This window comes from Kangiella sp. (assembly GCF_048265365.1).
Classification (GTDB): Bacteria; Pseudomonadota; Gammaproteobacteria; order Enterobacterales; family Kangiellaceae; genus Kangiella.
On sequence record NZ_JBLXBT010000001.1, the window covers coordinates 1 to 14,259 of the forward strand.

Here is a 14,259-nt window from a genome sequence, read left to right on the forward strand (position 1 = left end):
CAACACCTTTTCAAAAACATTTTTTCAACACCTTTGAAACCGCCCTTCCTGGACTTTCCCTCCGCGACTTATGCCTCGAAAGTGGTGCGCATTATAAGCACCATTTTTGACTTCGCAAGCTCTTTTTTAAGGTTTTATTAAATTTATTTTCTAACGCCTGTTTTGTAATCAAAATGTCTATAAATCAGACTGTTATCGTATGTTTTTAATACAAACATAAAAAAGGCCACCGCAGTGACCTTTTCATCATAACTTTACGATTCAATATTAATAACCAGAAGAGGCTCTTCCGTGGCCAGTTTCATCATCTTTGCCCGGCTTATTAATATCATCTGAACGCTTGATTAGCTCCCGTTCTACTTCAACAGGCGACATATCACCACCATTTTCACTGATGATTAAAGCTGCAACGCCCGCCACGTGAGGGGCCGCCATACTGGTTCCAGCATTCCAGCCCCAACCTGTAGGAGTCGTACTTAATACCATGTCATATACATAACAAGTAAAACCCGGCAATACAGGACCGTTACATGGCGCATTTCCGTAGGTAAAGAAAAGATCATAGTTGCCACCAGGACCGGCAAGATCAATTCCATTTTTACCATAGTTTGAGTAACTAGCCATAACGTCAAGATTGGCAGAAGTGTCTAAACCCCAGCCAACTGGTCCTAATGAAGAAACAGATACCACGTGATTTCCTTCTGCTGGAAACGCTTTTAATGATGCGTCATGATTGAGGTCTCGTGCATCATTACCTGCAGCAGCAATAATGACACTGCCTTTCTTATTTACATAGTGTGTAACACGGTTCAGGGCAGTGAACAAATCTGCACAGTCTTTTGCAGGGATATGATCATCCCCAAAAGTACAGTTACGAGGAATATCGGCCCCCAAACTCATATTGATCACATCGGCGTCAATATCGGCAGCATAAACCATACCTTGGAAAATAGATGAGAATGGCCCACTACCTGAAACTCCTGACAATACCTTGACTGTTACAATTTCCGCTTCAGGCGCAACACCAATGGTACCGAATGCATTGTCGGCTGCTGCGATGGTGCCTGCAACGTGAGTTCCATGAGAACCAGCAGGATTATTATAAGCTTCACCATTAATAAAAGAAGTGCTCAACGCCGTATTTAGGTTAGGGGCTAAATCTGGGTGAGTCGACATAATACCGCTATCTAATACAGCAACTCGCACGCCCTGACCTTTAACACCAGCTTCCCAAGCTTCTGGTGCATTGACTGCATCATGGCCCCATTGCAGATCAAAGTAGAAATCGTCATCTCCGGAGGTTGGAGGATTAATTGACTGCTCCTCGAAACTGATATCAGGTAACGCTTGCTCTGAAGGAGTCACGTATTGCAGATGAAGATCGGCGAAAGTTGTTTGAATCTTTGCATTACTACTAAGACGCTCACGAATATCCCCATTATCACTATCAACCATCAGCATGCCCACTTGTGGCAACTGGGCGGTGACCGTTGCGCCCTGAGCTTCGATCTCCTGGATCAAGGATGAGTCTATTTTGTTGCCTTTGGTTAAGACAATATAGGATTCTGCTAGCAAAGAAGAAGGTAGTGTAAGAGTAGCGCCTAGTAGAGCCAGGCTAGATAATTTAAACTTGTTTTTCATTAATTGTTCTCCAGCATTATTATTTCCATAATTCCGTGTTGCCCCATGCAACTGAGCTAGCCTATAAAATACTGGAATTTAATTGAATACTTTTTATGCCATTTTCAGGGCGCAAAATACAAAAAAGCCCGCCTGGGGCGAGCATTTTGTAAAAGAGTCTGACGAAAGCTAGGCAAAATGTGACCTACTTCAAAGTTACATAGGCGATCTTCTTTTTACCAGCCTGGATAAGGTATTTACCCGGTTTAAGCATCAAGGATGGATCGACCACCTCCCAGTCAACTTTAACGCGTCCATTTTTCAGCATGTCTTTGGCTTGGGCTGAGTTAGTCGCCAAACCAGCCCGATTGATAGTTGCACCAATAGGAAATTGTTCGGCGCCATCCATATCAACTTCAACTTCAGGCGTTCCTTCGGGCACTTCACCTTCTTTGATAATATTGCCCGCTGCTTTATGCGCGTTGTCCGCGGCCTCTTTGTCATGGAAGCGTTCAATGATTTCTTTGGCCAGTTCAATTTTAATATCGCGCGGGTTAACACCCTGCTCAACTTTCTCTTTCAGCTCTTCTATTTCCGGTAAAGGGCGGAAGGAAAGCAATTCAAAGTAACGCCACATCATACTGTCTTGAATAGATAGCAGTTTCTGGTACATAACTCCGGGGGCTTCTGTGATGCCCACATAATTACCCAGCGACTTGGACATTTTCTGAACGCCATCCAAGCCCTCTAATAAAGGCATCATTAATACAGTTTGCGGACGCTGCCCATAATGCTTTTGTAGCTCACGCCCCATTAGCAGGTTAAAGCGTTGATCGGTACCACCTAATTCCACGTCCGATTCCAACGCGACTGAATCGTAACCTTGAACCAGCGGGTAAAGAAACTCATGAATTGCAATCGGTTGTTCATTACCATAGCGCTTTTTGAAGTCGTCGCGCTCCAGCATACGAGCCACGGTAGTATGCGATGCAAGTTTGATCATTCCTGCTGCACCCAGCTTTTCGCACCATTCTGAATTAAAGGCGATAGTAGTTTTTGCTGGATCCAAAATTTTGAATACCTGCTCTTTATAGGTTTCTGCGTTTGCCAGCACATCTTCGCGGGTTAGCGGTTTACGCGTGGCATTTTTACCGGTTGGATCACCGATCATGCCGGTAAAATCACCGATCAGAAAAATAACCTCATGACCTAACTGCTGAAATTGACGTAATTTATTGATTAAAACAGTATGTCCCAAGTGTAAGTCAGGTGCAGTCGGGTCAAAGCCAGCCTTAATTTTCAATGGCTTACCCGATTTCAGTTTCTCAAGTAATTCGTCTTCTAACAGAATCTCTTCGGCGCCACGCTTAATTTCTGCGAAAGCCGCTTGAACATCAGTCATTGTCTCGTATTTCCTCTATTTACATTGGGCACAAAGATACACGAAAACCCCAAGGATGCAACGAATTTGCTTCTCAGATAGCTCCGCGACGCAGTTCACAAAATATCGTCTTTTTCACACTTTTCGATCTTGGATCAAAAAAACGGCCCGTTTTTATCATTTTACATTGACCGAAACACCTATTATGGTTAAGGTTATTGCGCAAAATATGTTCAACCAACTTCTTAACTAATGCGATGATTAACCGAGATTACAAAGGCTTTAACAAAAGCAAACCACTCTTTGCGCGTAAAAAAACGCGCCGAAAGGGCATTTTGCTATTTTCTGCCACGTTTATCGCTCTTTTAGCAGTGACCAGCTACATAAAGATGACTCCAGGAGAAGAGTCAGAGCAAAAAACCCAGCAAGATACTGAAATCCTTCCATTAAACCTTTCATCGGACGAAATACCAATTACCCAATCATCAGACCTCATTACTGTTGAAGGTCAACCTATGGAAAGTCAGTCTACGGGGGACTTTTCTTCAGAAAAACTATCCCTGACTGAAATTGCATTGAAGGCAAGCCGTGAAAATGCAGCCTTTGAAAAAGAAGTTGAAGAAGAAATTGTTGAGCCAGAACCGCAAGAGCCACAGATTCAGTGGGAAAGCCTCACTGTAGAAAATGGTGATAGTCTTGCTAAAATTTTCAAACGTAAAGGTTACAGCGCATCCGACTTGCACTATATGATGCTGAGCGATGAGAAGATCGACATTCTCAAGAAAATTCGCCCAGGCCACACTCTAGAGTTTGCCAGCAATGATGACGATAGCTTCCTTGGCCTTCGCTACCCATACAATATTAGCGAAACCTTGCAAGTCACTAAATTAGCAGACAAAGAATTTGACGTAGCCATCGACGAAAAAGAAATTGAATTTAAAACTCGCTTTGCCACCGCAACTATTTCAAGCAGTTTTTATAATGCTGGTAAAGAAGCAGGACTACCAGACGGTGTGATCATGGAGCTTGCGGGCGTATTTGAATACGACATCGACTTTGCTTTAGAGATCCGAAAAGACGATAGCTTCTCCGTCCTTTATGAAGAAAAATTCATTGATGGTGAAAAAGTCGGCTATGGCAACATCCTGTCTGCCGAGTTCACCAATCAAGGTGACTCCTTTGCTGCCGTTCGTTATACCGACCTGAATGATCGCACTGCATACTACACGCCTGAAGGTAAAGCACTACGTAAATCATTCCTTCGTGCGCCGTTACAGTTTAACTACGTTAGTTCAAACTTTAATCCAAAGCGTTTTCACCCCATCCAGAAGCGTGTCAAACCACACCGTGGTGTTGATTACCGAGCGCCAATTGGTACGCCCGTGCGTGCAGCTGGGGATGGCCGTGTAACCAACTCGGCTTACAATAAATACAATGGTAACTATGTTTTCATCAAGCACGGCAATAACATTACCACCAAGTATTTGCACTTCTCTAAACGCGCCGTAAAATCTGGCGAGCGAGTTAAACAAGGACAAATTATTGGCTATGTTGGTTCTACCGGCATGTCACAGGCGCCGCACTTGCATTATGAGTTTGTAGTAAACGGAGTTCACCGTAATCCTAGAACGGTAAAGTTGCCTCATGCAGCTCCGGTTCCAAAAAACGAAATGGAACGCTTCAGAGAACAAAGCAAACCATTAATCGCACAACTTGAAACTGAGCGTACAACCTACTTCGCTCGTTTGAACGAGCCTAGCTCTAGCAGTAACAACAGCAAACTACAAAAGTAACAGGTAAATGGCCTACTACATTGGCTTGATGTCGGGTACCAGCGTCGACGCAATCGACGCAGTACTCTGTAACATCGACGAATCCTCTGCAAACCCCATCCAACTCCTTCACAGCAAAAGCCTGTCCTTTCCGAACGTTATTCAGCAACAGATCCACTCCATCAGCAATGCTGAATACGCGCACGATCCGATAGAAGAAATGGCATTGCTGGATCGAGAGCTGGGAGAGCTGTTTGCTGAAGCAGTCGATGATCTGCTTAAAGAAAGTGAGTATACAAAAGATGATATGACAGCCATCGGCAGCCATGGCCAAACTATTCGCCATAGACCCGATGCCTATCATCCCTTTACCATTCAGATTGGAAATCCACACAGCATTGCAGCACGAACAGGCATTACCACGGTAGCCGATTTCCGTACACGAGACATGGTCTACGGTGGTCAGGGTGCACCGTTAGTGCCAGCCTTCCATCAAGCCATCTTCCATAATCCGCAACAAGATCGCGTGGTCGTTAACTTGGGGGGTATTGCCAATATCACTTACTTGCCGGCACAGGGTGAAGTGCTTGGCTATGACACTGGTCCAGCGAATACTCTGATGGATCAGTGGATCGGTCTGCATCTCGATGCAAACTATGACCAGGATGGAAATTGGGCAGAGCAGGGCGAAATTATTCCCGAGTTGCTTAAGGATTTCCTTAGTGATAATTACTTTTCCCAACCTTACCCCAAGAGTACTGGTCGTGAGCATTTTAATTTGAGCTGGCTCAAGCAGTTTTCAATAGAGCCATTCAAGCCGCAAGATGTTCAGGCGACCTTACTGGAATTAACAGCAAAAACCGTTAGCGACGCCATTAAAAACCATTCTACAGATACCACCGTGATTCTGTGTGGCGGTGGAACCTACAATCCATTATTACGGCAACGCTTAGCAGCACACCTGAATGGATGTGAGGTAATATCATCACAAGATCTGGGTGTTGCTCCAGACTGGATAGAAGCCATGGCTTTTGCCTGGCTGGCCTACCGCTGCCTGAACAAACAACCCGGTAATTTACCAGCGGTCACTGGTGCAAAGTCGTCTACGGTTCTTGGAGCCATATACACCCCCTGAAATCAATTCGTTAAGTTTTGGTTGCCTATTTAATGTCAATATTGCATATTAATTAATGCATATCTGCATTGGGAGCCAATATGACAGAACCAAATCAATCATCTGTTACGGCAAAATGGCAACTAATACTCGATCAAGCCATGGATCGTCTAATAGTGCTATTGGTTCTTTGCACCATACCAGCCGTTATCAGCTCACTGGCCAGAATTCCAGAAATGGGCTTTCAAATTTCGATGCTATTTCACATAGTTGTCGGTCTACTAATGATTACCGTTGCTGTGTTTCGTAATATCCTATCTTTTCATGTCAAAACCAATGCAGTTCTAACCCTTAGTGTCACCATCAGTGTTGTAGGCTTATGGGACTGGGGTCTGGTTGGCAATGGCTTCGTCTGGATGTTACTCAGTGCCAGTTTATTTGCACTCATCTATGGTGGTAGAGCAGTCCTGATATTTAATTCAATATTTATCGGCTACTCAATCTTTATCGCAGTTCTTTATATCAATGGCACTTTAAGCATTCCAGTATCACACAATGAATACTCACACAGTCTTAGTGCCTGGAGTACAGCCATTATTGGTGCTGCCATGCCACTTATTATTGTCAGTTATGCAATCACAGCTTTGGTCAAGAAAGCTGGACTACTGATTGTTGCTCTGGAAGATCAAAAACATAAGGCAACCCAGCTTGCAGAAAGGGACCCTTTGACTGGTCTATATAATCTAAGAGTTTTAAATAACAGGCTTGAGCATGCGCTGCAGTTATCAGACCGCCAGCCGATGCAAGTTTATTTACTTAACATTGATCTCGACGACTTTAAACAAATCAATGACCGCTATGGTCATGCCGCCGGAGATGTCGCTTTACAGTTTGTTGCCCGCTGTCTGCTGAACGTCACCAGAGATTCCGATACGGTATGCAGGGTAGGCGGTGATGAATTCCTGGTTCTAATTGATACCGTTTTGGAAGTCCATATTGATCAAGTAGTAAAACGTATTCGAAGAGAGTTAGAACATGACATAACTTTCGAGGATAAGACTATCAAATTAAAGGCAAGTATTGGTGTTGCAGAATTTAACCAGGCCACTAATCAAGATATATCAAGTGACAGAATGATCAGAATTGCAGATGAAGCCATGTATAAAGAAAAGGCCTGGCGTAAACAAAAAAAGCTGAACCCGCAGAATACCGAGTCAGCTTTTCATTAAGTAAAAATGACTATTAAGGATTACGTAAGCACTATAAAGAAAATGAAGAACCGCACCCACATGTAGTTTTAGCCTGTGGATTGCTGATAAGGAAACGAGAGCCTTGCAATCCTTCCGTATAATCGACTTCAGAGCCCATTAAATACTGAAAGCTTAACGCATCGACCAGAATCTTAACGCCATCCTGCTCAATCGCCATGTCGTTATCATTCTGCTTTTCGTCAAAGGTAAAGCCGTACTGAAAGCCAGAGCACCCGCCACCAGTTACGAAAACTCGCAACTTAAGCTGGTCATTTTGCTCTTCGTCGATGAGTTGCTTCACTTTACGACTTGCAGCTTCTGTTACTGTAATTGACATTAAAATCTACCTGAACACATGAATGTTTCTATTATACCAGAATATGGGGGGCTTACTTCAAGATCTCAAGAGGATAGTTGGTATGCAAACAATAGAAACTAGAGAAGAAAGAAACGCCACCCACCATCTATTCGACAAGGGTAGCGCCTATTACCAATAAAATTAAGCTCTTACAGCTTCATTGTCATCCGAACGCATTGCTTTATCGGACTTTTTTTCGTTCGAAGACTCCTTGCTAGCCTTGTCTTCGCCGACTGTCGGCTCGGTGATCTTTGGTTCAGAAACCACAGCACTACGATCGGGTTTATGCTCCAACGCATGCGGCTCACCCAAGTTAACCATCTTACCGTTAACAGTTGCGCCCGCATTCATCTCAATGATTTTATAATACAAATCACCGTTTACTTTTGCGCCAGGCTTAAGCTCAACCTTTTGCGACACACGCACATCACCATCCACCTGACCAAAGATGATCACAAACGGCGCTTCAATATTACCTTCGATTCGACCATGAACCCCTACCGACAAAACCGACTTTTCATGGTTCGTACCGTGAATATCACCTTCAATCACTCCATCGACAAATAAAGCGCCTTCAAAACTCAAATCGCCTTTGATGCTGGTTCCTTCCGCTATCAGTGTATCCACATTGTGTGATTTACTTTTATTACCCCACATTATTGTCTTCTACCTCATTTGGAGTTTGCTGTCGTGAAACAACTTGCCAAGGAAAGTCCTGCACAATGGTTTCACCACCACGACCAGAAGATGTGACTTGCACCCGAACCAGCTCGGGCTCAAAACCTTCTGGAATATTAAATGTTCCTCTGTGGCTTCCCACATACCGGAACTTGAACTGTGTATCCTGCTGAGAAAGAGCTTCTAGCTCCAACATGCTATAAGTTTTCTCTTCACCGCTTTCCTTTCCTACCAGAGTAATGGAATAGGTTCCCGAGACATCTCGTTGCTGTTGGCCAGCCTGAATCAGCATTAACCGGAAGTTAAATTGATTAACTTTTCCTGCTACAGACTCCCATACAAAGCTAGCGATTTGCAAGCCACTTTCCACAGCATTGGGATCGAATATACGTAAAAATGCCTGTTTTTCTTTTTCCAGGTTATGGATTTTGGTGTTTAGCTTTTGAATTTCATCTTTCAGTTGCGCAGTCACCTGGTGCTCGACCTGATATTGTTGCTGCCAATGAATTTTACCGTTATTGGCTTCATCTAATTGTGTACGCAAGTTTCCTAAACGATCATTAGCCGAGCCAAACCCACTGTACTGGCGCTCACTGAGCCAATAACCGAGCCCAATCGCGACCAGTAAAATAACAAGGACCAAGCCGGCCCAACTCCAGTACCAACTGGCTTTGCGACGTTTGCGAATAATATAATCAGGCTGATGGGATTCTTTAGTCATAAATCGTTGAAATCGTTTGTTCTTGAGGCTGCATTTTCTTATTATGTAACTAATTGAATACAATGGCTAATTTTTTTAGCCAAAGCCGAAGCGACGATAGTTTGCGATTCAAGCAAATTTATACATCGCAGGGAACAAAACTTATCACAAACTCACAACGCCAATGACACTGATCGACCGCTTACGATTACGACTTGGGGGCTTTGATGCATTAGCCCTTATGGCGCTTATTGGGCTAATCTGTGGTCTGCTTGCTGGCGGTTCAAACATCCTGTTTCGCCTCTTCACCGAAAGCTCGCTAGTTCTATGGGCAACCGATCCTAACAGCAACACCGATTATGAAACCATGGACTGGTTGTATCGACTTTTATTGCCAACTATTGGCGGCCTAATCGTTGGCCTCTTATTGCAACAACTGAAGCCGGAACATCGTCAAGTTGGTGTATCTCACGTATTGGAACGCATGAGTTATCACCAGGGACACTTACCGCCACAAAATGCTTTTGTGCAATTTATCCTCGGTGGCTTGACCATTGCCTCTGGCCAGTCGGTAGGTCGTGAAGGCCCCGGCATTCACTTGGGTTCGGCATCGGCCAGCTGGGTTGGACAAAAGCTCAAGCTGCCCAATAATAGTACTCGTATTCTAGTCGGCTGTGGTTGTGCTGCAGCTATTTCTGCTAACTTTAATACACCGTTAGCAGGGGTGATTTTCGCCATGGAAATCATCATTATGGAATATGCGGTAGCAAGCTTTATTCCAATCATCCTGGCGTCCGTTGCTGGTGCTATTTTGACGCGATTAGTGTTTGGTGATGGTGCTTCGTTTGATGTACCTTCCAAACTGGATATTCAGTCTCTCTGGGAAATGCCCTACTTTCTGTTGGTTGGTTTTGCCGGCGGTGTTTTGGCCAGTATATTTATCATGGCTACCCGTAAAGTCAGACAGGTTTCGCGGGAATGGCCGGTATGGCTAAAAACAACAGTGGCAGGAACCAGTGTAGGCGTCATTGCGATTGGCATTCCGCAGGTTATGGGGATTGGTTATGACTCAGTTAATAGTGCGCTACAGGGCGAACTTGCGCTAACCATTCTAGCCTTGGCCTTAGTTGGAAAAGTGATCGCAACTATTATCTGTTCGGGACTAGCATTACCCGGCGGGGTTATCGGCCCAGCCCTGTTTATGGGCGCCATGCTCGGTGGGGTCATGGGTAATATCGGTGGAGAACTATTCCCTGACCATGCCAGCTATACTGGCTTTTATGCCATGATTGGCATGGCAACCGTCATGGGGGCAGTACTGCAAGCGCCGCTAGCTGCTTTGATGGCTTTATTGGAACTGACCAATAACCCGAATATCATTTTCCCCGGCATGTTCTCTATCGTTATTGGCAACCTGGTTGTGACCCAGCTGTTCAAGCAGCAATCTTTCTGGGAAACTCAGATGACCGACCGTGGGCTCGATTTACGCGTCAGTCCAATCAAGCAGGTACTTCGCAGTATTGGTGTAGCCGGCGTTATGTCGCGCAGCATAGCAACACTCAACTTCCGCTCCACTCCTGATGAAATCGAAGTTGCTCTTAAAGACAAGCCGCGCTGGGTCCTGGTCATGGAAGATGACCATGTAACTTCGTTGATGGTCGCCAGTGATCTGGTTCGCTATATGATGGAGCGTGAAGAAAAACAGCGTGAAGAAACGCCAAAGCCTGACTCAGAGCAAAAACGTAAAGTCATTAATTTGTTGAAAATACCAGCAAACAGACAAAATCTGGTATCCATCACTTTGCAAGCAACGCTTGAAGAGACTTTCGATAAGATGGAGCAGGCAAAAATGTCAGCCGCTTATGTGTACCGGATCACACACGATGGACAAGAACGTATTTATGGTGTCATCACACGCGATATGATTACTGACCAATACGTTTATTCAAAAAAACCATAAGGCAAAACGCATGTTGTGGATTAAAACTTTTCATATCTTTTTTATGGTTGCCTGGTTTGCCGGCATATTTTATTTACCGAGAATTTTTGTCAACCTGGCGATGACAGAAAACGATGGTGCCTTTAATCAACTCAACATAATGGCACGCAAGCTTTATCGATTCATAACACCATTCATGATCCTGACCGTGATCTTTGGCCTATGGCTCGCCTCCTACAACTGGAGCTACTACATGAGCTCGGGCTGGTTCCATGCCAAGATGACACTGATCGTCTTATTGATCATTTATCACTTCATCTGCGGCATGTACCAAAAACAATTTGCCGACGGCAGCTGCAACAAAAGCCAAACCTATTTCAGAGTCTTTAACGAGTTGCCGGTTCTGATTCTGCTTGGAGCTCTGATTCTGGCAATTGTGAAGCCTTTTTAGTTCCAGGCATTTGTATTGGTAATTTTATTCGATTAACTAAAGTCACCAGCACAAAACTCAACAGCATCAATAAATACCATGAAGACAGCTTGGCAAGTGGGACCATTTGCCAGGCGTCTTTTTGATTGGGATAAAGCCAGATATTGGCATAAGTCGCGATATTTTCAGCGAACCAGATAAAGAGCGCGACCAGTAACCAGCCAAACAGCAACGGCATTTTACGGTGCGTTTTAATGACCTTGAAATGGATCTCAGTCGTTAAGAAAAGATAGAAAGTGATGGCCAGTATTACCCAGCGCAAGTCATACCAATAATGATGCGTGAAAAAATTAATGTAGACTGCAATCACTAAAACAACCGTGATCCATTTCGGCGGATAGTTGCTGTAACGGAAATCGAAGATGCGCCAAACTCGCGCCAGATAGCTACCCACCGCGCTATACATAAAGCCGGTAAAAAGCGGCACATTGGCGATACCAAAAATAAACTCTTCAGGATATTGCCATGACTGAATGGCATCAGATGTCTTAAACAATTCCATCACTGTAGCAACCAGGTGGAAGACGATAATGACCAGTGCTTCTTTCCAAGTCTCCAGCTTAAACAGCAGCATGAAAACTTGAAAGGCAATCGCAGCCAGAAAAATAAAATCATAGCGATGCAGCCCTTCAATTGGATACCAGTATTTGGTCACCAGCATCACCGCCAGCAAGAAACCACCAAACATACAGGCATAGGCCTGCTTTAGGCCAAACATCCAGAACTCATGAACAAACTGTTTTACATTATTCATTTTGGTAGTGCCATTCCCCAGTTAATGAAATGATACTACCGAATTTATGGGACAAAATCCTGTGCAATTATGACTAATTCTGTTAACGACAATTACAGCTCTGCTCTGGGCACAAACTCCAGGACTGTGGCATTGATACAATAGCGCTTCTTGCCATTCGGGCCATCATCGAACACATGCCCTAGATGAATGCCAGTAGAAGCTGATCGAAGCTCGATGCGCTGCATACCGAAACTATTATCTTCATGATAAGTCACCGAACCATTAACCGGTTTGGTGAAAGATAACCAACCAGTTCCTGAGTTAAAACGATCACGTGTATCGAACAAAGGCTGGCCACTGAGCTTATCAACAAAAACACCATCGGGTGTATCTTTAAATATTTCATACTGCTTGCAAAAACGCCCATCGGTGCTCTTCTGGAAAGCAACATTAAATGCTTCAGAATCACCGAGCTTAAAGTAACCCAGCGCCTTGTAGAATTCTTTAGCTGATAAATAGCCCTGATAACCCAGCGACTCTTTACCATTTTCCAGAAACAGGATGGTTGGTGTTGCCCAGGTTGGTGTTTTAACCTCTAGCCCTTCCAGTTGAGAGGCATAGCGAAAAGCCATCGGAATCGTGCCCTGATAATCATTCGCCACGTCTTTTTTGAATTTCTCACAATAAGGACAATAATCCTGAGAGTCGACAATGACAATCTGCTTTCCAGTAAGCAACGCTGAATTATCGATGCTCTCGCTTTCGGGCTTGCCATCAAAAGTTACACCGGTGGAAAAGTCAGGACAATATCCATTCGGATTTTTGAATAAATAATCCTGGTGGTACTCCTCGGCAGGATGGAACTTGTCGAGCGGTTTAATCACCGTCACAATTTTGCCATAGCCCGCTTTAGTCATCAGTTCTTGAAACTCATCTTTTAATCGATTGGCCACTTTTTCCTGTTCAGGACTATTGGTCAAAATCGTTGAACGATATTGTGTGCCGACATCATTACCCTGTCGGTTCAGTTGAGTCGGGTCATGAGATTCAAAATAATCTTTGATAATGGTTTCGAGGCTGATTTGTTGCGGATTAAAAGTGACTTTCACCACTTCCGCGTAATTGTCTGGATTGGACTTATGTTTTGCTTTGGTGATTTCAGCATAAGTGGGCTCATGACCGCGGCCATCGGCATAGCCAACTTCTGCATCGATCACACCCTCCAAGGCCTCTAGTCGCTTCTCAGCACCCCAGAAACAGCCTTCTCCCAGCACAATGGTATCCACATGCTTAGTGGCAGGCATATCCTGTTCAAGACTTTGAGGTTTTTCTTTATTAACAAAGGGTTGCTTGGATAAGCTTGCCGATTGAGCTCGCATCATCACGAATGTCAGTCCTGAGACGAGCAGTACCGTGATAATCAAAATTAAAAAGTTTTTCATCTAACTCACACCATTTATTCAGGGATGGATTTAGTATGCATTAAAGGCGATGAAATTTAAGTCAACGCAACCTACATACTCTATGTCTAAGTTAGATGGTTGAAATTCTCTTTTGTTACAACTTTATAAGGCTTAAGTCATAGTAGTTTATTATATATATTTCACTAAATTTACTAACTCCAAATTCCAGACGTCCTTGTAATTTTTCACTTAATTCTTTCAGGTCAGATAAATGAAGAGATTTATAGTGCTCAAACAAGACCCCAAGCATATATTTACCTGAGTAGTTTTTCCGCTCCTTCTGTTTAATTCTACAAATTACTTTATTTAAGATTTCCTCAATAATCTCTCCATCACTTCTTGTGACCACTTCATGCAAAATATCCTTACTACCCTTGCCTTTTCTTCTATGTGTTGAAGCTACACCACCAGCCCGTCCAGTATTAAATATTGACTCCCTTTGTAATTGTTCAAAATAATCAACCGTTGAAACCACTTCTATTTTAGAATTTAGGTTAATCCAACCCTCGATGCTAATTTCAGCATCATACGGTTTGGAACCAGCATGTGGCTTGATAGCCACTTCTAATCCTGGTCGATTCCAATGCAAACCAATAGCAGTTATTGCAGGCAACTCCTCTAGATACTTTCTTTTTAATTGGTCCTGTCTCATTAAAAATTCTTCAGTGTTTAAACTTTCTACGGACATTTTCCAGTAATCATAAAGCTCAAGAGGGCTTCTAGTTTGCTCGTATTGTTCTTCTGGAGCTTCCTGCACC

The 14,259-nt window shown here is 43.8% G+C and carries 13 protein-coding genes; 5 read left to right on the top strand and 8 right to left on the bottom strand.

Features of this window, described 5'->3' with window-relative positions; genetic code table 11:
* Positions 1-267: 267 nt before the first annotated feature.
* Together ACN0VI_RS00005 and tyrS are read right to left on the bottom strand one after the other, a co-directional pair.
* Entirely contained in the window at positions 268-1,641 is a 1,374-nt protein-coding gene (locus ACN0VI_RS00005) for a S8 family serine peptidase (protein ID WP_417445335.1), read from the bottom strand.
* A 184-nt stretch (positions 1,642-1,825) separates the two neighbouring features.
* Positions 1,826-3,022, bottom strand: a complete 1,197-nt coding sequence (gene tyrS, locus ACN0VI_RS00010) for a tyrosine--tRNA ligase (RefSeq protein ID WP_417445336.1) — start codon at positions 3,020-3,022, stop codon at positions 1,826-1,828.
* 368 nt (positions 3,023-3,390) lie between these two features.
* On the opposite strand from tyrS, the gene ACN0VI_RS00015 reads away from it, so the two are divergent.
* The 3 genes from ACN0VI_RS00015 to ACN0VI_RS00025 all read left to right on the top strand — a co-directional run bounded on the left by ACN0VI_RS00015 (position 3,391) and on the right by ACN0VI_RS00025 (position 7,116).
* Positions 3,391-4,794, top strand: a complete 1,404-nt coding sequence (locus ACN0VI_RS00015; protein WP_417445337.1) for a peptidoglycan DD-metalloendopeptidase family protein — start codon at positions 3,391-3,393, stop codon at positions 4,792-4,794.
* Between the two features lie 7 nt (positions 4,795-4,801).
* Positions 4,802-5,908, top strand: a complete 1,107-nt coding sequence (locus ACN0VI_RS00020; RefSeq protein WP_417445338.1) for an anhydro-N-acetylmuramic acid kinase — start codon at positions 4,802-4,804, stop codon at positions 5,906-5,908.
* Between the two features lie 80 nt (positions 5,909-5,988).
* Positions 5,989-7,116 (top strand): diguanylate cyclase, encoded by a 1,128-nt coding sequence (locus ACN0VI_RS00025; RefSeq protein ID WP_331891614.1) that lies wholly within the window; start codon positions 5,989-5,991, stop codon positions 7,114-7,116.
* A 31-nt stretch (positions 7,117-7,147) separates the two neighbouring features.
* On the opposite strand, the gene erpA is transcribed toward ACN0VI_RS00025, so the two are convergent.
* From erpA to ACN0VI_RS00040, 3 genes are all read right to left on the bottom strand, one after another.
* Positions 7,148-7,474 carry an iron-sulfur cluster insertion protein ErpA gene (gene erpA, locus ACN0VI_RS00030; protein WP_012800345.1) on the bottom strand — a complete coding sequence of 109 codons (327 nt, stop codon included), beginning with the start codon at positions 7,472-7,474 and terminating at the stop codon, positions 7,148-7,150.
* A gap of 162 nt (positions 7,475-7,636) precedes the next feature.
* The gene (locus ACN0VI_RS00035) at positions 7,637-8,152 is read right to left on the bottom strand and encodes a polymer-forming cytoskeletal protein (protein ID WP_331891613.1); all 516 of its coding nucleotides are present in this window, start codon (positions 8,150-8,152) and stop codon (positions 7,637-7,639) included.
* Positions 8,142-8,894: a DUF6776 family protein gene (locus ACN0VI_RS00040; RefSeq protein ID WP_331891612.1), complete on the bottom strand. Its 753-nt coding sequence runs from the start codon at positions 8,892-8,894 to the stop codon at positions 8,142-8,144. The genes ACN0VI_RS00035 and ACN0VI_RS00040 overlap by 11 nt, the downstream gene beginning before the upstream one ends.
* Before the next feature lie 163 nt (positions 8,895-9,057).
* Here ACN0VI_RS00040 and ACN0VI_RS00045 point away from each other — a divergent pair, with 163 nt between their 5' ends.
* Positions 9,058-10,833: a chloride channel protein gene (locus ACN0VI_RS00045; protein WP_331891611.1), complete on the top strand. Its 1,776-nt coding sequence runs from the start codon at positions 9,058-9,060 to the stop codon at positions 10,831-10,833.
* Positions 10,834-10,843: 10 nt separating this feature from the next.
* Positions 10,844-11,263 (top strand): CopD family protein, encoded by a 420-nt coding sequence (locus tag ACN0VI_RS00050; protein ID WP_331891610.1) that lies wholly within the window; start codon positions 10,844-10,846, stop codon positions 11,261-11,263.
* Here the strand turns inward: ACN0VI_RS00050 and ACN0VI_RS00055 are convergent.
* The 3 genes from ACN0VI_RS00055 to ACN0VI_RS00065 all read right to left on the bottom strand — a co-directional run bounded on the left by ACN0VI_RS00055 (position 11,199) and on the right by ACN0VI_RS00065 (position 14,258).
* On the bottom strand, positions 11,199-12,056 hold the full coding sequence (locus tag ACN0VI_RS00055) for a DUF817 domain-containing protein (RefSeq protein WP_331891609.1): 858 nt from the start codon (positions 12,054-12,056) through the stop codon (positions 11,199-11,201). The genes ACN0VI_RS00050 and ACN0VI_RS00055 overlap by 65 nt on opposite strands.
* Before the next feature lie 92 nt (positions 12,057-12,148).
* Positions 12,149-13,480 (bottom strand): peptide-methionine (S)-S-oxide reductase MsrA, encoded by a 1,332-nt coding sequence (gene msrA / locus ACN0VI_RS00060; protein ID WP_417445339.1) that lies wholly within the window; start codon positions 13,478-13,480, stop codon positions 12,149-12,151.
* 115 nt (positions 13,481-13,595) lie between these two features.
* Positions 13,596-14,258, bottom strand: coding sequence for a hypothetical protein (locus ACN0VI_RS00065; RefSeq protein ID WP_417445340.1), 663 nt, complete (start codon positions 14,256-14,258; stop codon positions 13,596-13,598).
* Position 14,259 lies beyond the last annotated feature (1 nt).